At 44.2% G+C, this 20,563-nt stretch carries 18 protein-coding genes; 12 read left to right on the top strand and 6 right to left on the bottom strand.

Translation table 11 applies throughout. The annotated features are described in order from the left end of the window. The first annotated feature begins 557 nt into the window (after positions 1 to 557). The 7 genes from L3V36_RS06115 to L3V36_RS06085 all read left to right on the top strand — a co-directional run bounded on the left by L3V36_RS06115 (position 558) and on the right by L3V36_RS06085 (position 6,989). A complete protein-coding gene (locus L3V36_RS06115) occupies positions 558 to 2,303 on the top strand; it encodes an EAL domain-containing protein (RefSeq protein WP_102446844.1) in 1,746 nt (581 codons plus the stop codon). 223 nt (positions 2,304 to 2,526) lie between these two features. Continuing rightward, positions 2,527 to 2,898 carry a GntR family transcriptional regulator gene (locus L3V36_RS06110; RefSeq protein ID WP_004729948.1) on the top strand — a complete coding sequence of 124 codons (372 nt, stop codon included), beginning with the start codon at positions 2,527 to 2,529 and terminating at the stop codon, positions 2,896 to 2,898. Then, the gene (locus tag L3V36_RS06105; RefSeq protein WP_017079596.1) at positions 2,895 to 3,749 is read left to right on the top strand and encodes an ABC transporter ATP-binding protein; all 855 of its coding nucleotides are present in this window, start codon (positions 2,895 to 2,897) and stop codon (positions 3,747 to 3,749) included. Before L3V36_RS06110 ends, L3V36_RS06105 begins: the two co-directional genes overlap by 4 nt. Beyond that, positions 3,749 to 4,606 carry a hypothetical protein gene (locus tag L3V36_RS06100; RefSeq protein ID WP_017083226.1) on the top strand — a complete coding sequence of 286 codons (858 nt, stop codon included), beginning with the start codon at positions 3,749 to 3,751 and terminating at the stop codon, positions 4,604 to 4,606. Before L3V36_RS06105 ends, L3V36_RS06100 begins: the two co-directional genes overlap by 1 nt. 940 nt (positions 4,607 to 5,546) lie before the next feature. Continuing rightward, positions 5,547 to 5,834: an antibiotic biosynthesis monooxygenase gene (locus tag L3V36_RS06095; RefSeq protein WP_102446845.1), complete on the top strand. Its 288-nt coding sequence runs from the start codon at positions 5,547 to 5,549 to the stop codon at positions 5,832 to 5,834. Next, positions 5,834 to 6,388, top strand: a complete 555-nt coding sequence (locus L3V36_RS06090) for a nucleotidyltransferase family protein (protein ID WP_102446846.1) — start codon at positions 5,834 to 5,836, stop codon at positions 6,386 to 6,388. The genes L3V36_RS06095 and L3V36_RS06090 overlap by 1 nt, the downstream gene beginning before the upstream one ends. 163 nt (positions 6,389 to 6,551) lie before the next feature. Beyond that, the gene (locus L3V36_RS06085; RefSeq protein WP_102446847.1) at positions 6,552 to 6,989 is read left to right on the top strand and encodes a bifunctional diaminohydroxyphosphoribosylaminopyrimidine deaminase/5-amino-6-(5-phosphoribosylamino)uracil reductase RibD; all 438 of its coding nucleotides are present in this window, start codon (positions 6,552 to 6,554) and stop codon (positions 6,987 to 6,989) included. Positions 6,990 to 7,006: 17 nt separating this feature from the next. Here the strand turns inward: L3V36_RS06085 and L3V36_RS06080 are convergent, their stop codons facing one another. Further along, positions 7,007 to 7,459, bottom strand: a complete 453-nt coding sequence (locus L3V36_RS06080; RefSeq protein WP_102446848.1) for an NUDIX domain-containing protein — start codon at positions 7,457 to 7,459, stop codon at positions 7,007 to 7,009. A gap of 293 nt (positions 7,460 to 7,752) precedes the next feature. Between L3V36_RS06080 and L3V36_RS06075 the strand changes: the two genes are divergently transcribed. From L3V36_RS06075 to L3V36_RS06060, 4 genes are all read left to right on the top strand, one after another. Further along, complete coding sequence (locus L3V36_RS06075; protein WP_208774654.1) at positions 7,753 to 9,465, top strand: RluA family pseudouridine synthase; 1,713 nt, start codon at positions 7,753 to 7,755, stop codon at positions 9,463 to 9,465. Positions 9,466 to 9,620: 155 nt separating this feature from the next. Further along, entirely contained in the window at positions 9,621 to 10,001 is a 381-nt protein-coding gene (locus tag L3V36_RS06070; protein ID WP_017088689.1) for a hypothetical protein, read from the top strand. Positions 10,002 to 10,311: 310 nt separating this feature from the next. Then, positions 10,312 to 11,472, top strand: a complete 1,161-nt coding sequence (locus L3V36_RS06065) for a multidrug effflux MFS transporter (RefSeq protein ID WP_065682284.1) — start codon at positions 10,312 to 10,314, stop codon at positions 11,470 to 11,472. A gap of 124 nt (positions 11,473 to 11,596) precedes the next feature. Beyond that, on the top strand, positions 11,597 to 12,610 hold the full coding sequence (locus L3V36_RS06060; RefSeq protein ID WP_017088691.1) for an alpha/beta fold hydrolase: 1,014 nt from the start codon (positions 11,597 to 11,599) through the stop codon (positions 12,608 to 12,610). A gap of 21 nt (positions 12,611 to 12,631) precedes the next feature. Here L3V36_RS06060 and L3V36_RS06055 read toward each other — a convergent pair whose 3' ends face one another. Together L3V36_RS06055 and L3V36_RS06050 are read right to left on the bottom strand one after the other, a co-directional pair. Continuing rightward, complete coding sequence (locus L3V36_RS06055) at positions 12,632 to 13,699, bottom strand: AraC family transcriptional regulator (RefSeq protein WP_102504206.1); 1,068 nt, start codon at positions 13,697 to 13,699, stop codon at positions 12,632 to 12,634. 110 nt (positions 13,700 to 13,809) lie between these two features. Further along, positions 13,810 to 14,742, bottom strand: coding sequence for a helix-turn-helix domain-containing protein (locus tag L3V36_RS06050; protein WP_061023154.1), 933 nt, complete (start codon positions 14,740 to 14,742; stop codon positions 13,810 to 13,812). A gap of 125 nt (positions 14,743 to 14,867) precedes the next feature. On the opposite strand from L3V36_RS06050, the gene L3V36_RS06045 reads away from it, so the two are divergent. Further along, on the top strand, positions 14,868 to 15,428 hold the full coding sequence (locus L3V36_RS06045) for a cysteine hydrolase family protein (RefSeq protein WP_102450148.1): 561 nt from the start codon (positions 14,868 to 14,870) through the stop codon (positions 15,426 to 15,428). A gap of 143 nt (positions 15,429 to 15,571) precedes the next feature. Here L3V36_RS06045 and L3V36_RS06040 read toward each other — a convergent pair whose 3' ends face one another. From L3V36_RS06040 to L3V36_RS06030, 3 genes are all read right to left on the bottom strand, one after another. Beyond that, positions 15,572 to 16,930 carry a Na+/H+ antiporter NhaC family protein gene (locus tag L3V36_RS06040; RefSeq protein WP_017094718.1) on the bottom strand — a complete coding sequence of 453 codons (1,359 nt, stop codon included), beginning with the start codon at positions 16,928 to 16,930 and terminating at the stop codon, positions 15,572 to 15,574. A gap of 221 nt (positions 16,931 to 17,151) precedes the next feature. Continuing rightward, positions 17,152 to 19,335: a malate synthase G gene (locus tag L3V36_RS06035; protein ID WP_208774652.1), complete on the bottom strand. Its 2,184-nt coding sequence runs from the start codon at positions 19,333 to 19,335 to the stop codon at positions 17,152 to 17,154. Between the two features lie 174 nt (positions 19,336 to 19,509). Beyond that, the gene (locus L3V36_RS06030; RefSeq protein WP_017077357.1) at positions 19,510 to 20,463 is read right to left on the bottom strand and encodes a LysR family transcriptional regulator; all 954 of its coding nucleotides are present in this window, start codon (positions 20,461 to 20,463) and stop codon (positions 19,510 to 19,512) included. Positions 20,464 to 20,563: the final 100 nt, after the last annotated feature.

Below are 20,563 nucleotides of genomic sequence, written 5' to 3'. Positions count from 1 at the left end.
CCTCGTGCTATCTAAAACTTCCCAACTAAACGTTTAATTATTTAATAAGACGTAAGAATACAAATAAAGCAAACTCAAAATACAATATTATCAATGCCATCATCTAGCCATATAATTCAATTACTAAAATCATGTCTCAATTAAATTATATTAACATTACATAAGTTGACATAATCTAAGTTTATCCTGAAAAATTCTGATAAATCTCACACATCAATAAACCGAATGAATACCATCAAAAGCTACATTAGAAACCTCTAAATCCAGTAGCTAAACCTTCCACATAGAAGCGGTGAAATGGATAAATACCAAAACAAATGGATAAATCCCCTTTACCCCTTGTAAATCATTGGCTTTCATTTATAAATTCAACTTTTGGATGAACATCTCCATAACCTTTCATTCAAGCCCAAATTCTGCGATTAGTATCAACATCTTAAGAGAAAATGGTGACATTTTGGTTATATTATTTGGAAAGGACTCTTAGGTTGAATGAAAATCCCAGCCAATACACATCAATCACATAAATATAATAACTGTCGCTTAGGAGTTGAGCCATGCACTGTTCTTTCAATATAAACAACAATAATGAGAGCTTGCAACTGATCTACAATGAAGAAAAAATATACATCAAGAACAATAGCAATAAGATATCAGAGGAAAGTCTTAATAGTAAAGAGAGTTTTGTATTCAAATACCTTATTGAGCACTCATCAATATCTAACCCTCAATCTGCACGAGATGTTGAAGAGTCTTTTAAATTACATTTTGATGAAGAGTTTAGTTTGTATGCATTAAAAAACATCATCGCCTCAATAAGAAAGAAGTATCGAAACTTATGTAAAAAAGCAAAGGTAGATAATAATAGCGAGCTTATCTCTAACCTTTATAAGGTGGGTTACTTCATCGATCTCGATAAGAGCTCTACAAACTGCGTCGCACCAAAGTACGACATCAATCAATTCAAGCCCAGTCAGATAGAAATGTTGAAAATGATGTTCAACACCTATCATAGAGAACTGATTAAGGCTCTGATAACCGTGTTCACCATCTCTTCATTTTTCCTCTTCGTTGTCTACTTTTTCCAAATCCTTTATACGACGAAGATTGCAGATGAATACAGCGAAAACACCAAACATATTGTTGAAGAAATCATGCTCTATGGGTGCGATAACCAAGGGGCTGTGCACTCATTAAGGCATTCGCTCAACCTTGATTCTGTCATCATGACTACGTCTTATGGTTCATGTTATATATCCAAAACACGCTCGAAAATGGTAGACCTTGATCAAGTTGATGACTTTTACGATAGTGCCGATTTCGCTTATTCACGTTTCGCAGACACAAAGCATGACATTGACCTTACAGTGCGTATTTCTACGCGCTCTATTGAAGCTCGATACAAAAACTCACTATTGCCTCTGTTAGTCGACTCGGTCTCGATCCAGAAAAATGGTTATTACATTCTGAACCTTGGTGAAGAAAGTAAAGCTATCTATCAAACACCACTGCCAACCGGCGCAACCATTACCTTTTACAGTGACGATATTGTCGTACTGTGGACTGCGCTTTCTCTGATTCTCGCCACACTGCTTTATCGCTCCTATATTCTGGGCTTTATGATCTATCTGTTTCGTTGGAAACACATCTCCTTTGAAGAAGAGCCCATCATCAACACCGAAGACAACAGCGTCCTGTATTACGAGTTGCTATCTCGTGTGCGTAACGTTGGCGTTTTAAGCTTCATCAACACCATGAGACGCACCAATTTACTCACCTTTCACACTATCTTGCTCATCGAGACGGTCAGAAAAGCCAAATTACACAACAGCCATGAGATCTATGGTGTCAACGTGTGTCCGAGCGCTTTGGTGGGGTCGAACTTCGCAAAGCTCAGAGAGCATTTGGCCGCGATGGAAGCGAATGAATTTGTCGTCGAGATTACTGAATATTCGAATATTGGCTATGGATGTGAGGTTATCGATAACATTAAGGATATCAAAAAGCTTGGTATCACTATCGCTCTGGATGACTTTGGTACGGGCAATAACAACATCGAAATCATCAATGTAATCTCTCCGACCTATCTAAAACTGGATCGTTGCTTTGTTAAGGATATCGAGTCAGGAGAGCACCATCAGGGTGTATTGCTTAATATCTCTGAGATTGGACGCTTATCAAATATCACGATGATTTATGAAGGTGTCGAGACGCGCAGGCAGCAATATATCTTGTGTCAGCTAGGCTACAACTTACATCAAGGCTATCTGTATAGCCGGCCTAATGACTCAGAGGAGCAATAAGCCCTGCCTAATAGAAATCTTGATGAGCAACCATTTCCTATTCAAATAATCATCGCTCATACAGCTGCTTGAAAGCCCACAAGGAAGTAGGCTTCAAGTACCCTCCCCGCCAAACATGCTTTATCCAACTATAAAAATATCCGATCCATTTTCATAAAACCCTTGCCAATTCGTATAAAAAGGTTAGTGTTATACACATGTATATCACCATGCAGTTTTAATTATGACCGAATGGAAAGACGACCAACCGATCTTTAGGCAACTTGCCGCAAAGATCAGTGACCAAATTCTTCAAGGTGTTTGGTTAGAGCAACAAGCATTACCCTCTGTGCGTGCGGTTGCTGCCGATCTCAAGATCAACCACCTTACTGTCATGAAAAGCTATCAGTTACTGGTGGATGAAGACTTGGTAGAGAAAAAACGCGGCCAAGGCATGTATGTGGCCGAAGGGGCACTTCAAAAATTGAAAGAGTCTGCACACCAATCATTCATCAACACACAGATCCCAGCCATCGCTGAGACGCTAGGCATCATTGATATGAGTGTCGAAGAACTCGTGAAACAGCTAGCACAACATATAAAGGACAAGTCATGAGTACGTTACTTTCCGTGAAAAACGTAACCAAAACCTATTCAAATCAAGTGGGTGTCGAAAACATCAGCTTTGAGTTAAAGCCAGGGCAAGTACTTGGTCTGCTTGGCCACAATGGCGCGGGTAAATCGACTCTGATCAAATCACTGCTTGGTGGACACAACTATCAAGGTGAGATTGAAGTAAACGGCTACCACCCTATCCACCAGCACGCAGAGCTCATGCAGCACTTGTCGTACATCTCAGATGTTAACGTGTTACCAGAGTGGATGACGGTTAAACAACTGCTTCGATACACACAAGGTGTGCACCCTAGCTTCAACAAGCAAAAAGCAGAACAGACGTTAAGCAGCACCAATATTAAGTTGTCTTCTACTATCAAGCAGCTTTCTAAAGGGATGAAAGTACAACTTCACCTTGCGATCATCATCGCGACTGACACTCAAGTGTTGATCTTAGATGAGCCTACACTGGGCTTAGATTTGCTGTACCGCGATACTTTTTATCGCCACCTACTAGAATGGTTCCACGACGGCGAACGCGCCATGATCATTGCAAGCCATGAGGTTTCAGAAATTGAACACCTATTAACGGATGTACTGATTTTGAAGCAAGGTCATTGTGTACTGCAAAAAAGCATGGAAGACATCGAGAGCGACTATTTCATTATTGAAGTCGCAAACAACCATTCAAGCGAGATTCAGAAACTCAACCCACTGACCTCACAATCAGGGCTAGGCACTACTAAGTGGTTATTGGAAGGTCAATACAAAGCGCAGGTTGAATCACTGGGTAACATCTATAACGTTGGTCTCGCAGATCTATTCCTTGCAACACAGATGGAGAAGGCATAATGCATCCAAGTTTTTACATGCTAGAAAAAGAACTCATCGAGCACAAAGTTAACACTCGATTACCTCTGTTTGTCGCGTTATGTGGTTTCTTACTGTTCGTTGGTCTGTTCTTTAATGGCGCAGCACAACATGAGTTTTTTTTTGAAATGCAAGTGAACGGTGACGTGAGCGACATCCACAGAGAGTTCGCACAAGATCTCAACTCAGTGATCTACTTTGGCGCGGGCCTTATTTCACTGATCCTGTCGACGCTATATATCCCTAAAACGCTGCGTAAAGAACGCCAAGAAGGCAGTTCGATGTTTTGGAGAAGTATGCCGGTATCTAACGCAATGACTCACGGCGTGAAGCTAGGATTCGGTTTAGTGGTTATTCCGGCTATCTGTGCATTGTTAGTGCTGTTCGCAGATTTTCTATTCTGGATATTGAACGTCTCAAGTGAACAACAATTGGCGCTATTGGTTGAGCAGCAATCTTTGTTTTATGTGCTGAGCAACTGGGTCGTGTTTTTTGGACGAATGATGTTAGTTGCACTGGTTTTATTGCCACTGGCAACCGTCACTCTAGCGATTTCGCAGCTGGTAAACTCTCCATTGCTTGTCATTTTCATCTCAAGCTATGCGATTAAGTTCCTCTCTGTCGCCGTGTTTGGGTTCTATGGCATCAATGACTTCCTATCTCTCATCGCGTCATTGCCAATGAATGTGCTCATAGCAAGCAACCCATTAAGTGCGATTGCAGAAGCGCCGATTTTATCTCTAGGTATTTACGCACTGATCGGTGTTGGTGGCTATCTGCTGAGCCTAAAGCTGAACCGAACCGATGATGTCAGTTTGAAGACGCTCTTCCAACGTTAACGCATTCGCTCCTGACGTTGGTGTTATCTCTCCCGAGCAGGTAACCACATCAGATATCAAAATCTAAATCAAAGCTTCTGAGAAATCGGGAGCTTTTTTTGATCACGACTTTGCGAATACAGAGATGGGTAACAAGAACAAAGGGACAGAGGGGTTTTAGTTAGGAGTAACAGAGTGAAGCAACAAGAGAATCTAAGAGGAGGTATTAATGAGCTGACATTGAATGCATTGTTGTTAATGCCTGTCAGCTCTTTGGAGGATGATTTCTTTAGTCGCCGACCAGATGAAGGTCCTTGAGAGTGCTAATGAAATCGATTTGTAGCGTTTTACATTTGATTAAGCTTTTCAGCTTTTTTTATCTTAAAGCTTTACGATTTAAAGCTTATTTCTTTGAAGCTTCTTTCGCTGTGTCTTTCCAGTATTGGATGCGAACGCGATGAAGCTGTGCTCTTCTCATTTTTTTCATAAGGGATATTTCCTTTTCTTTAACTGCTCTTCATGAGCTATTTTTATTGCCAACCATTCGAATCTAACGGTGTTTGATGTCCAGATCAATGATACAAATCACAAAATTTATAGAGTTTTGAGTACCATTTACATCAAAGTATGACCTAGCTATCAACTATGGCTCAATTCAATCCTATGAGCCGCTCTTCAAAATTAAGGTTAGTTCTCTCAGATGACAAATTCATTTCAGTATCAATACAGTTCAATGATACTAATTTAATAGACCGGACCAACGCGGATTTAGTTCCAACGTCTTATTTTTTATTGCTCACATCGCCTCTAAAGTTACACTGTAACCAATGATGTATTCAATGTGAACAATTAATCGCCACATTAGCCTATACGTCACAACATCAAAATGGGATTATGTTTGTAACGGATAGAGCTTTTTATAGAAAAAAGCCGTAGTGGACAAAATTAAATGGACGTAATTATGAGTAAAGTAATTCTGCAAGGGCATATTCTCGTGCCAGACAACGACCTAAAAGCCGTCACACAAGCCTTGGTTGTACACAAAGAACTGACACTGGAAGAACCTGGTTGTATCGTGTTTCGAGTCAGTCAAAGCACGCTTCAACCTACTCGCTTTGAAGTGTATGAAGAATTCACTAGCCGAGAAGCATTCGAAGCGCACCAACAGCGAGTAAAAGCGTCTGAATGGGGTGAAACCTCCAAGAACGTGACACGTCATTACCAAGTCACCGATGTTCCGACATCATAATGATACATCCGCTAGCCAACAGTATCATCACGTTGATCAAACAAGATCCCTTACGAATGCAGGTTTTAGACTGTGTCGCTCAGTTGGATTTACCGCAGTGTTATGTCGCTGCGGGCTTTGTGAGAAACCTCGTTTGGGATCACCTGCATGGTTATGCCTCCCCGACTCCACTCAATGATATTGATGTGATCTACTTTGATCCCATTGATACCTCTTACGAATCGGATCTTCGATACGAGGCTCAGCTTAAACAACGGTTACCTGAATTGAATTGGCAAGTTCGCAATCAAGCCAACATGCACACCAGAAATGGGGATGAGTCTTACCAAAGCTCATTGGATGCGATGAGTTACTGGCCAGAGAAAGAGACCGCAGTGGCCGTAAAGCAAAGCCTCAATGGAGACATCGAGTGTATTTCGTCTTTTGGTTTAGAGAGTTTGTTTGATTTGCAAATCACGCCCAACCCAAAGCGTAACCGAGATATCTTTGATCAAAGAGTACAATCCAAAAACTGGCTGACCCAGTGGTCCAAGTTAACGATTAGTCACAGTTAACTAGCTTTCGAATTCAAAGCTAAAACCATTGACTAAAAGCCCAATCAGATCGAACATGCCCCCACTTGTTAGCTTATTAATTTATTAGCTTAGTAACTAATCAACTCATCAACCGCGCGCGACCACTAACTGGTGCGCTCTCTCGTCATACTGAGTAACGACCATGAACCAACAATACATGCAGCAAGCTCTTGAAGCTTCGCGCCAAGCCCTACCCGATTGCCAACCAAACCCGCCAGTAGGCTGCGTTTTGGTAAAGAACGATAAGGTGGTGTCTGTTGGGTACACGCAAAAAGTCGGCGGAAACCACGCCGAGGTTGAAGCACTCAATAGCTATGACGGCGGATTGGACGGAGAAATGGAAGGGGTTACCGCTTACGTAACTTTAGAGCCATGTTCATTTGTTGGCAGAACACCCGCTTGCGCTAATACATTGGTTAAAGCCGGTGTAAAACACGTAGTGGTGGCGATGCTAGACCCTGACCCTCGCAATAATGGCCGTGGTGTTGCGATCCTTGAATCGCACGGCGTGAAGGTGGATGTGGGGTTATGCCAAGCGCAAGTGAGTGCTTTTCTAACCCCATATCTTGGTAAATCTTAGCTCTTAAACAGCCAACGCTAGCTCAATTTGACTCGGTAAAGCGGATTGACTGGCTTATCGACAAAATACGACCAGATATGATCGTAGACCGCATGTTGATTAGGGAATGGCGCTAACGCTTTTGCCTCTTCTAAATTGCACCAGCAGTACTCCGTATGCTCGTCATTCAGTTCAATCGCTTGGTTGGGCGGGCATAGTACTGCAAAGACAGGGATTAGCTGAATCACATTCACGTGCGCCTCGTAAAACTGCTCCAGAAACTGCGCGTTATACAAAGCTTCCACTTTAATTTGCGTCTCTTCTTCAAACTCGCGCACGATAGCCTGCCAGCCTGTTTCACCCGCTTCAATCGAGCCCGCGACATGGCACCAAAACTCGCCCTTCACACGCTTCATTAGTAGCATTTTCATTTGTCCGTCGATCTCTGAAATAGCGACACCGGATACAATCGAAGTATTGAGTGGAATCATCACGTTACCTTAGGTTGAATAAGAGGGCGGCAAGGCTACCACCCTTCACTTGTTAAGTTACCTTCTCTGATTAGAAACGAGAAGTCACTCATCAATTCATGAAGTTCAAGCCATAACTCATGGGTTCAGTGTTAACCATCTCGCTTAGCTATCCTGTAATAGAACCATTTCTTATTTGAGGCGTATTTCGATAAAGAGTAGAATCGCCGCCTCGTACTGTGTTTAAAGCCTTTAAACATACACAGTAGACTCACAACCATTTATCACCACGATATAAGTAGTAAGACGACAATATGCACTCATCCAAACCAACGCACGACTCAGAAAACAGCCACACACCTGAGCATTGCTTCACTCGCTTTCTACAGCCGATCGAGTCATATTCGTTGCCTGAGCGTTTCACCTTCCCGTTCTATTATGAACCACACGCACTGTGTGAAATCGCTTCTCATCAGCTTCAACAATATCTAGAAACTCAAACCGACTGGCAGCATGACTTCGGGCTAGATTCTGACGCTGGTCGCGGAAAAATGTTTGGTGTGTTATTGGTGAAAAGCCCTGAAGGTGAATTGGGTTACTTCTCTGCTTTCTCTGGAAAAATCGCAGACCAAAACCTACTGCCCCATTTTGTGCCACCCGTATTCGACATGTTGAGCAGCGACAGCTTTTTCCATCAAGACACAGCCGACATGATGGCTGTGAATGCGAAATTTAAAGCGCTGCAAGCAAACGCTGATTACCTTGAACTGTGCGAGCAACTGGCACAACAAAAAGCACAAGCTGAACAAGAGATTGAAGCGCAACGTTTATTAATTATAGAAGGCCGAAAAACACGTAAAGAACAACGTGAACAAGGCAAAGAAAACCTTGATGAGCAAGCCTTCGAACAGCTAAATAACGAGCTTAACAAGGCCAGTGTTGCTGACAAGAACCAGCAGAAGTACCTAAAGCTCAACTGGGAACAGACCCTGCAAGTGTTGCAGGCTAAAGTTGATATTTTCACGACTCAACTGGCTGAATTAAAAGAGCAAAGAGCACACCTTTCTCATCAACTTCAACACAAGTTGTTTTCACAATACGCTTTCCAAAACGCGGAAGGAAACGTTGAAGACCTTAACCAGATCTTTGAAAACACGCCAAACAAGATACCACCAGCGGGTTCTGGCGAATGCGCTGCGCCTAAATTGCTGCAATACGCGTACTTGAACGGTTACACGCCACTGGCATTAGCTGAATTTTGGTGGGGTCGCTCTCCAAAGTCGGAGATCCGTAAGCACAAGAAATACTACGCTTCTTGTCAGAGTAAATGTGTGCCGATTTTAGGTCATATGATGAAAGGCCTTGAAGTCGATCCCAACCCATTGCTAGAGAACCCAGCAGAAGGCAAAGACCTCGATATCCTGTTCCAAGACGATCACATCGTTGTGGTACACAAACCAGCAGGTTTTCTATCCGTACCGGGTAAAACCATCAAAGATTCGGCTTACACTCGTGTTCAAGAAATGCACCAAGATGTTGAAGGGCCATTTGTTATCCACCGTTTGGATATGGCGACCTCTGGCATTCTGATATTTGCTTTAACACGACGTGCGAACAAAAGCTTACAGAAGCAGTTCATTACTCGTGAAGTTGAGAAGCGATATGTCGCAATGATTGAAGGTGTGCTAGACCATGATGAAGGCTATATTCGACTGCCATTGCGTGGCGACTTGTATGACCGCCCTCGTCAGATTGTTTGCTTCGAACACGGCAAGCCTGCAGAAACCAAATGGGAAGTGATTGAGCGAAATGAGCAAACCACTAAGGTTTACCTGCACCCTAAAACAGGCCGTACACACCAGTTACGTGTTCACTGTTCACACCAAGAAGGGCTTAACATGCCTATCGTGGGTGATGGCCTATATGGAAATAAAGCCGACCGACTGCACCTACACGCAGAAAGACTTGCACTGCACCACCCAGTCACCAAAGAGTGGATGGAGTTCCAGTTCGACGCTGAATTCTAAAATCTCTCATTAGCACAGAGCTTTAAAAAAGGAGTCACACCGCTTGTGGCTCCTACCTCTTTTGGGTATATCTCCACGCTTATTGCACTACATCAAGATTCACTTTGTTGTGAAGAGTAGCATGCCCACCTTCTTCTCTCCTTGAGGCCTTTGATATGTCATCAGCTGCTTTGAATATACAACCCAACACAACTACGTCTTCCGTGATTACTTCGCAAGCACTAAGCTTGAAACCACTCACAGACAAAAAGCCAGACCTAAATTCAGCAATGCTGAGCCTAATTGAAGAAGTTAAAAACGAACTCCCACTTTACGAATCAGAGACGTTTATCTGTGGGCCAAAAGGAAACTGTTCGGGTTGCTCTAAAAAGCTACTAGAAATGGTCGACAGTGAGTTGATGTACTGGGAGCACAGTATTTCAATTGGCCAAGGCCCCAACTTCGAAGAACTGCGCCGTTTTGGTAAGCTATGCAGTAGCGTTAGACGCGGTTTAGAGCGTAACGGTTTAGTCGAAAAGCGCCCAAAGAAAAGATAACAAGCCAAGCCGATAACCACTACAATGTGTCGTTGGCGATTACAAGCTACCCTGCTACTAACTGATTGAACTCGTTAGCTATAAAAGTAATAATGTTTTGTAATACAATTCAGTACGCAGACCGACTTGATAGGTTCGAACTCATAGAGATAAGTTCATCGATACTTTCACCATATTCTTGAACGACTCTATCCTTCTTGTCTGACGTGCCTTAGTCTTCTGTATATCAATATCACATCAATTAGAAACCTATCTTGGACAACGGAGAGCCACCTTGAAGAGACCACAACCAGTACTGGGAAAGACCGGTATGCTATTTTTTCTCGTCATAATAAGTGCTTTCCCTCCATTGACCATCGACCTTTACTTACCTGCGCTTCCGCAGATGGTCGAGGTGTTTAATACTGACCGATCCATGGTCAACCTAACCCTGAGCAGCTACTTCGTTACTTACGCCATCGGTCTTTTGTTCTGGGGGCCGCTCAGCGAAAAATTTGGTCGTAAGCCGATCCTATTAATTGGATTAGCGGGTTATATGGTCGCGAGCATATTGTGTGCGATGACCAATAGCATCGAACAGTTAATTGGCGCTCGTGTATTCCAAGCCTTTGCTGGCAGTGCTATCACCGTTATCGCTACCGCCATTGTCAAAGATCTTTACGACGGCCGAGAACGTGAAAAGATCATGGCGACTATCATGTCACTGGTGATCATCGCACCAATGGTTGCGCCTGTATTTGGTGCCTTTCTACTGAAAATTGCGTCTTGGCGAATGATGTTTGTCACCCTCGCCATTTTTGGTGCATTTGCGTCAGTATTAGCTTGCTGCTACCGAGAAACACTCGAAAACAAATACCAAGGTTCTATATTCCGCTCATGGGGAAGAATGGGCGTGGTCATGAAAAACCGCTCGTTCGTCAAGCTGCTGGTCATTTTCTCTATCATACCGATGGCGTTGATGGGCTTTCTTGCGGCGGGTTCTTATATCTACATCGATCACTTTGGATTGACCGAACAACAGTTTAGTTACGCGTTCGCATTCAATGCATTGTGCGCCTCATTTGGTCCAACAATTTACATGAAGTTGTCCTACCGAATGCCGGTTCAAAAGGTCATCTCAGGATGTTTTGCTTTATTAGCGCTTGCGGGAATCTTCACCCTAACTATTGGCGACCTGTCCCCTTGGTTCTTCATGTTCATCGCAGCACCAGCGACACTGATGGCGATCATCATGCGAGTACCGGGCACCAACTTGATGTTGAACCAACAAGATCATGACACGGGCTCTGCCGTCGCACTGATACAGTTCTTCAGCATGATTTGTGGCTCGCTTGGCATGGTGTTGGTTTCAATACGCCCAGAGTCACTGATTGAAAACCTAGGCTTTATTCAATTATCCGTCGGTACGCTAGGCGGCCTGATGTGGCTAATGGTCAGAAACAAAGAGTTCGTGACTAATAAGTTGAATTAAGCCCCTCCAAAATAGCTAAATTTGTACTCAAACACGATTTAGGGCGTCCTCGATCGTGTTTGAGGTCTCGCCCTCACTGGCTTTAGCGCATATTGGCTCCAATCACCTCAATTGGAGTTAAACCATGAAATGGATACATTTACTGTTCACATCCCTACTTTTCCTTTGTGCTCCATCCATCGCTTCCGGTGTCGGATTCACTCAAGTCACCTTAACTGACAATCCTAATCGCCCGCTAAACACTGCCATTTGGTATCCCACACAAGATGTATCAGACACAACCTTGATTGGCGATAACCCAGCCTTCGTCGGTACGCAAGTCATCAAAGATGCTGAGATTCAATCAGGCACTTTTCCAGTAGTACTTCTATCACACGGCTACCGAGGAAACTGGCGAAACCAAAACTGGTTGGCGACCGAACTTGCGAGTCGTGGCTACATCGTAGCGGCCACTGACCATCCGGGAACCACCTCTTTCGACCAATCTCCAGAGCAAGCCGCCAAGTGGTGGGAAAGGCCGCGAGATATCACTCGAACCATCGATTACCTGTTAAGCGAAGTTCAATGGAAGCAAACTGTTAACGCCAACAATATCGCTGCAATCGGACACTCGTTAGGAGGCTGGACAGTGATGCAATTGGCAGGAGCGAAAATAGATAGAGCGACCTTTGAAGCCGAGTGTCTTATATACCCTAACCCGCGTACCTGTGGGCTGTCTGATGAATTAGGGCTATCACAAGCCCAACCCTCAGAACCAAGCAATAAAAACCTTTCAGACCCTCGAATTCAACGTGTAGTTAGCCTTGATCTGGGGCTTGCTCGCAGTTTCTCAGTCGGCAACTTAAATGACATTACAGTGCCAACCTTAATATTGGCGGCTGGGATTGATATTGGGGACCTACCTCAAGCATTAGAGTCTGGCTACATTGCTGAGCACATGCCTCTTAATTTAAGACGTTATAAGGTCTATGAAAGCGCTACCCATTTCAGCTTCATTCAAAGCTGCAAACCTGGGGCAGTACCGATGCTTGAAGAAGAAGTGCCAGGCGATGGCATTATTTGTAAAGATGGCGTTGGTACATCACGCGACCAGCTACATCAATTGATCTTAAACGACATCATTAGCTTTCTGAATTGATAAACTGAAAAGTAAACACACTCAATCTAACACTTGCGGCGAACTTCGATACTCACTCGGAGTTTGCCCAGTTATCCTTGAAAACTCGCGATTGAAATTGGACTTGGTCTGAAAGCCTGAACTAAGGAAGATGTCAGTTATCGCTTCATCACTTTGCATCAGGAGAGTCTTAGCGTGCTCAATTCGATAGGCGTTAATCACCTTTGAAATGTTCTGGTGGTGAGTTTGATTAACCGCAGACGATATTTTTCGAGCTGGGATACCTAGCTTTCTCGCCACTCGATTCAGGGACAAATCTGGATCTTTGAACACCTGATAATCCTTCATTAACGCATCAAACTTAGCGACGATCTGCGTGACTTCTTCATCCACTTTTAAGCTTGTCGACGATGCCGCAGATACATCAATTGCTTCAGGATAATGGTTTGACGTTGTCAGTTCACTCTGCTGTTGGTTTTGTTCCTGAATTGGTGCCGTGCTAGTACTCACAACGACTACAGCCCCAACAATTGCGGGAATAAGAACTAGGTAACCAATAGACAGAATTAAGTCGGTGTGTTGTGCGTTAAGCAGCAAAATATCATACGACATAATGCTATCCACGAGAGCCGAAAACAGTAAGGCGATACCTGCCGTACGCTCAGCATACAAAACATTCGATACATCACTCAGCCTGACGTGCTCTGGGAAGTTAAACGATGATTTCAACAACAAGCAGCCATAGCTGAGATATAGCGAGATCAACAATAGATCAATCGTTCCATCCCAAATATACGAATAAGAAAAGGAGCCAACCAGAACAACGACTGGGCCTAAGCAATGCAAAAGAGACAAAGGTTTACTTCGATGAGCTCCCGCAAAGCAGAGCCACGCAGCCACCGGTACACTTGCCCCTAGAACCGGTTGTAAGAAACGGAACAGTGCAATATCAAACGTCCAACGTAGCCCAACGACAGTAATCATAAATGCACACAACATGACAAACCAAAATGGTTTTTGACTTGTTTGTGGATAACGATATCGAAGAAAAACGGCCGTGATAAATAACAACAGAGCAGCAACAAATGGCAAGGGAATAGCGAGCATCAAAATTCCATTTATGTTCGAGAAAAGATCATTTCAATATCACGTCACATATTCAGTAAGTGAACCATTGAATCAGTGCGAGTGATAAGTATTGAATATCAATCTATGGTAAATCATTCCTCAGAAAGAAATCTAGAACGAAATCTTGATGGTGTTAACCCGATGATTTTCATAAAGACCTTACGGAAGCTGTTCACGTCCTCATAACCAACTAGGTAGCTAATCTGCTCAACCGGCTTATGGGAGCTTTCCAATAACTCACATGCACTTTGAACACGCACATGTTGGATATAATTGATAGGCGTAAAACTGGTCGCCTTGGTAAATTGACGAATAAAGGTTCTTCGTGTCATGAAGGCTTCTTCTGCCAATTGATCAAGCGACAAAGGGAGATGATGATGCTTCTGAATAAAACGCTGCACCGATACAATCTTGTCATTGCCGTGAGCAAAGTTCGGCACAAAACTCTGATAGTAACGTTGCTCTCTCAACCCCGTATCAAGCACCAAATATTTACCTAGATTACGAGTGTTGGTCGGCGTTGTGTATTTGGTCAGGATAAACAAAGCGAGATCCATCCACGACATCAAACCACCAGCGGTCATCACATCCGCATCATCAATCAAGATTTTGTCGATATCGACTGCGATCTGTGGGTAAAGCTCCGTAAACTTCTGCTGCGCTTGCCAGTGCGTGGTCACGGTTCGCCCTTCTAACAAACCTGTTTTTGCCAAAATGAACACGCCTGCACAAGCTGAGCAAAGTATCGCCCCCCTTTGGTGAGACTCAATCAGGTACTCAAGAAAGGTGTCACTCGGCTCTAGATAGTAACAACCATCTAAATTCGGTGGGAGTATAATGATATCGGCGTTCGACACGCTAACACTGTCATGTGCTTGGATCTGAACGTTGAATTGAGTCTTCTCAGCCGAAGGTTCAAGAGAATTTGCCATCTGCAGAAACTCTTTCACGCCAAACACTGCACTTTGCAGAGAGCCTGGGTAGTCGATGATTTCGACCACAACTGATTTTGTCACTATTGCCATAGAGTCTGTCATTTTTGACGTGCGATAAAAACTACAGAGTATTCATAATACCCCTACACCGCAACACACTAAATACACTAAATACACTAAATACACTAAATACACTAAATACAAAGGTATAGAATATGAAGAACACTGCACTACTACTTATCGACTTTCAAAATGACTATTTCCCTTCATACGAAGGTGCAAAATGGTCGCTGTCTGAAACAGAGAAAGCAGCCGAAAAAGGTGCACAGTTATTATCCGCTTTCAGAGACAAGCAACTTCCTGTGGTTCATGTACGTCATGAGTTTCCGACGAATGATGCTCCGTTCTTCTTGCCAGAATCAGACGGTGCTCAAATCCACAGCAGCGTGACTCCGCTAGAAGGCGAACCTGTTATCGTAAAGCATCAAATCAATAGCTTTAGGGACACCGAACTGAACAAAGTGCTAAAAGATCAAGGCATTGAGAAACTGATCATCGTTGGCGCAATGAGCCACATGTGTATCGATGCTGTGACTCGAGCGGCTACCGATTTAGGCTATGAATGCCACGTAGCGCATGATGCTTGCACTACCTTAGACATGGAATTCAACGGTATTAAGGTTCCAGCTGCGCATGTCCATGCCGCATTCATGGCAGCACTGAGCTTTGGCTACTGCAATGTCGCGACAGCCAGCGAACTTGAAAGCCAACTTTAGTCAGAATCAAAACCGTCTACATGGGCGGTTTTGTCTATATTCAAATCAGAATTAGCTTCCAAACAATTCTTTCAGGCGCAAAAAAGGCCCCTTTCGGAGCCTTCTTATTAGAGTCTGAGATCACTCAACTTGGACAATTGCTACTAAGCTTGAGCCACTTGACGCGCTGGGTGTTTGATAAACACAGCGACTACAGCCACGATTGCAAGAGCAAAACAGTAGTACGAGTTGGCTACAATATCCAAAGGCGATAGGTTAAATACCGAACCTAATAGCAATACCTGCGCACCGTAAGGCAATACGCCTTGAATCACACAAGAGAAGATATCCAACAAGCTTGCAGAACGACGTGGAGACACATTGTTCTCTTCCGCCAATTGGCGAGCCACACTACCAGACACAATAATCGCTACCGTGTTGTTTGCCGTACATAGGTTCACCATAGACACCAAGCCAGCAATACCTAGCTCACTCGCACGACCATTCGCTTGCTTAGAGTGTGAAGAGCCAAATGCACGAATTACACCACTTACTAAGTTAGTCAGGAATGCCAATCCACCTTGACGACGCATGAGCTCACTCAAACCGCCAATCAGCATCGACAATAAGAAAATCTCCTGCATGTTGCCGAAGCCTGCGTAGATGTCTTGAGCGTAATCAGTCATACCGTAGTTCTCAACAGAACCTAGGCTCACGCCACCCGCCAGTAAGATACCAATCGTCAACACAACGAACACGTTCATGCCCGATACCGCAAGGATTAGGATGGTGATGTACGGCAGCACTTTCAGCCACTCGATTGGACCAGTTTCAGGTACCTGAGTCGCTGTGCTGTTGAAAGCAAAGATAACAATTGCGATAAGTGCAGCCGGCAGTGCAATGCGGATGTTCTCTTTAAACTTGTCTCTCATCTCACAGCCTTGCGAGCGTGTCGCGGCAATCGTGGTATCAGAGATGATAGAAAGGTTGTCACCAAACATCGCGCCACTTAAAACAACACCAGCCGTCAGTGGAATGCTCATGCCAGCTGAGTCAGCAATACCTAGCGCAACAGGGGCAACCGCAGCGATAGTACCCATCGACGTACCCATTGCTGTCGCGATGAAAGCTGAAATTAGGAAGATACCCGGTAGAATCATACTTGTCGGAATCGCCGATAGACCAAGGTTTACCGTCGCATCAACGCCGCCAGACGCTTTAGCTACAGCCGCAAAAGCACCCGCCAATAGGTAGATCATACACATTGCGATAATATCTTTGTGACCGACTCCACCTAAGAACTGTTCGATAGCACGGTTCAATTTATCTTTGCTTAGCAACAACGCTAGCATCACCGCAGGCAAAGCCGCAATCGGAGCTGGGAGCTGATAGAAAGCAAAATCGACGCCTTGTAACGACAAGTACGTACCTACGCCAATAAACAACGATAGGAACACGATCAGAGGGATAAGCGCAACTGCCGAAGGGGCAATTACCGCATTAGAATTTTTTGAATTGGACATGGAACATCAACGCAATAGAACAGGAAGGTGAGCAGACTAATGTCACACTTAGGGCTTGTCAACGTCTAGACGTCTAAACACCCAAATTAATGCAAAGTAATAGGCACGCCATTGAACATAAAAAAAGCCGCGCTATAAAAGCGCGGCACCTTGGGCTCGGTTAAAGGGGGTTTCTTTTTTTAGTATTTTACATTCTCTGTTTTTGTTATTGGGTTGCTTCTCTATCCCTGCGCTTTCAGTTTTAGACGCATAGCATGCAGTACTGGCTCAGTGTAACCACTAGGCTGAGCACAGCCTTCGAATACCAACTGACACGCTGCTGAAAATGCGATGCTGTTTTCAAAGTCAGGTGCCATATTACGGTAGCTCGGGTCGCCAGCGTTTTGCTCATCCACCACTGCGGCCATGCGCTTCATGGTTTTCATTACTTGGGCTTCATTACAAATCCCATGACGTAACCAGTTCGCAATGTGTTGGCTCGAAATACGCAGCGTAGCGCGGTCTTCCATCAAACCTACATCGTTAATATCTGGCACCTTAGAACACCCGACGCCTTGGTCAATCCAACGCACTACGTAACCAAGAATACCTTGCGTATTGTTGTCCAATTCGTTTTGGATATCTTGAGCTGTCAGCTTTTGATTACCTAATAGCGGAATAGTCAGAATATCATCAACGTTCGCTCTCACTCGCTCACGAAGCTCTTTCTGGCGGCTTGGTACACTCACCTTGTGATAGTGCAAGGCATGCAAAGTCGCGGCAGTTGGAGAAGGAACCCAAGCAGTATTTGCGCCCGCTTGAGGATGTCCGATTTTCGCGTCCATCATCTTCGCCATATTGTCTGGCTCTGGCCACATACCTTTACCAATCTGGGCTTTACCTTGCAGGCCACAAGCTAAGCCAAGATCAACGTTCTGATCTTCGTATGCGCCAATCCAAGTCATGGTTTTCAGCTGTGTTTTAGGAGCGAATGGTCCCGCTTCCATACTGGTGTGAATCTCATCACCCGTTCGGTCTAAGAAACCTGTATTGATGAACACAACACGATCTTTAGCCGCTCGAATACATTCTTTAAGGTTAACCGAAGTACGACGCTCTTCGTCCATGATGCCGACTTTGATCGTGAATCGATCTAGCCCTAATGCATCTTCAATGCGGCCAAACAGCTCATTGGTGAACGCGACTTCTTCAGGACCATGCATCTTAGGTTTTACAATATTGATACTGTTCGCGGTCGAGTTTTGGTAAGCACTGTTCCCTTTTAAATCGTGCATTGCGATTAACGAGGTGACCATGCCATCCATAATGCCTTCAGGGACTTCATTGCCTTGAGCATCAATAATGGCAGGGTTGGTCATTAGGTGGCCCACATTGCGTATGAACAACATACTGCGACCTTTCAGCGAGATCTCGCCGCCCGTCACGCTGGTGTATTGGCGATCTGGATTAAGGTTACGAACGATGGTTTTGCCGTTTTTCTCTAGCGACTCTTGTAGGTCACCTTTCATCAAGCCTAACCAGTTGCGGTAAGCCAATGCTTTGTCTTCACCATCAACCGCAGCTACCGAGTCTTCGCAATCCATAATGGTGGTGAGAGCCGATTCCACCAGCACATCTTTAATACCAGCCACATCAACGCTGCCAATTGGCGCGCTCGGGTCAATTTGAATTTCGATATGGAGATTATTGTGTTTAAGCAGAATGCTTGAAGGGGCACTCGCATCACCTTGATAACCAATGAACTGGTTGCGATCAATCAGAGTGACTTCTTCGCCATTGTCTAAGGTCGCTGTTAGTGTATTACCAATGCTGACGTTGCTGATGCTGTATTTGGTGACGTCTTTATGAGAGACACCGTTTAACGGTGCAGCGTCATCAAGGAAACCTCGAGCGTAGCTCACCACTTTAGCACCACGTACCGGGTTAAAGCTTCCGCCCTTTTCCGCGCCGTCACTTTCACTGATGACATCGGTTCCGTAGAGCGCATCGTATAAACTGCCCCAACGTGCGTTGGCCGCGTTAAGTGCAAAACGTGCATTCATAATAGGTACAACAAGCTGCGGACCCGCTTGTGTTGCAATTTCAGGCTCAACGCTGGCAGTCGTTACTTGAAAGTCATCACCCTCAGGAACTAGGTAGCCAATCTGCCGTAAGAACTGTTTGTACTCGGCCGCATCTAGCGTTTGTCCTGCACGCTCTTGGTGCCAAACGTCAATTTGATGTTGAAGATCTTCACGCTTGATAAGCAGTGCGCGGTTCTTGGGAGCCAAGTCTTCAAGGATAGTTGCAAATGATTGCCAAAAGTCTTCAGCGACAATGCCTGTTCCAGGAATGACCTGCTCATTAATTAATTGGTAGAGGGTGCTATCAATGTTCAAGCTTCCCTGTTGAATACGACTGCTCATAAAATCTCTCTCAAGCTAACTGATGACTACTCATTAAATCTACGTAACTGGCTTAAATTCACGTTACTAGCTCAAATTTACGTTACTAGATTAAACTTACGCAACGGACATAAATTTAGCTAATTTATGCCAGTTATACTGGATATTCACAAAAAAAATACCCTACAAACTGTGTTATTCCGTAACGCCACTCTCGATTTCATTAGCGACACTTTTAATCAAGCGACGCATCCACTGATGGTCAGGATTGGTTTGCAACAATGGACTCCATGCCATCTTCACCTCAAAGGGTTCAATCGCAAATGGCGCAGGCTTGATCAACAATCTAGGGTTATTACGCTGCAGTTGAGCCGCTTTGGTTGGAATGGTCAGGATCAGATTCTTTTGTTGTGCGAAGAGAATCGCCGATAAGTAGTGTCGAGTAAACACCGTGATATTGCGCGTTTTACCAATGCGCATTAATGCTTCATCTATCCAACCGAGCTTTTGCGCTTCGCTTGGGTTGATCCCAACTCCGGTTCCCATTCCGGTCTTACTTACCCAGATATGTTGCGCCTTTAGATAAGACAAAATATCGAAGTTGTCGGCTATTGGGTTGTCACAACTAAATAGACAAGAAAACCCGTCGTGCCAAAGGCTCATCTGATGGAACGACTGTGGAATATCGTCAAAACGGTTGATGATAATATCAACAGTGCCTTGCTCTACATCCTGATAACTCACGTCACTTGGCGTCATGATATCCAGTCGTATTTTCGGCGCGATCTCGCTTAACCTTTTCAGAAGGGGTTGAATAATGGTCGACTCAGCATAGTCACTTGCCATGATACGAAACACGCGTTCACTGTCTTCTGCATTAAATTCCGTGGTCGGCTGCAGTGTCTTCTCTACATTAACCAAGATGTTTCGAATCAGTGGTTGCAACTTATGTGCTCGTTCGGTCGGTATCATCCCTTCACTGGTTCTCACCAATAGCGGATCTTCAAACAGATCACGCAATCGGCGTAGGCCATTACTCATGGCTGGCTGAGTAATACCCAGTTGATTTGCTGCACGCGTTACGTTTCTTTCACGTAGCAACATGTCTAAATACACAAGTAAATTAAGGTCTACACGAGCAATATTCATAAGAAAAATACCGAACATAATAACTATAAATTAACAAAATTATCACATACATGGTTATTCTTTGTCCATGGTTAGATTTAATCCAAATCAAATGACCTCG

The organism is Vibrio sp. G-C-1 (assembly GCF_021728015.1).
In the GTDB taxonomy this organism is placed as follows: Bacteria; Pseudomonadota; Gammaproteobacteria; order Enterobacterales; family Vibrionaceae; genus Vibrio; species Vibrio splendidus.
Note: the sequence above shows the minus strand (reverse complement) of the source record. Positions and strands in the feature narration are given on the sequence as shown.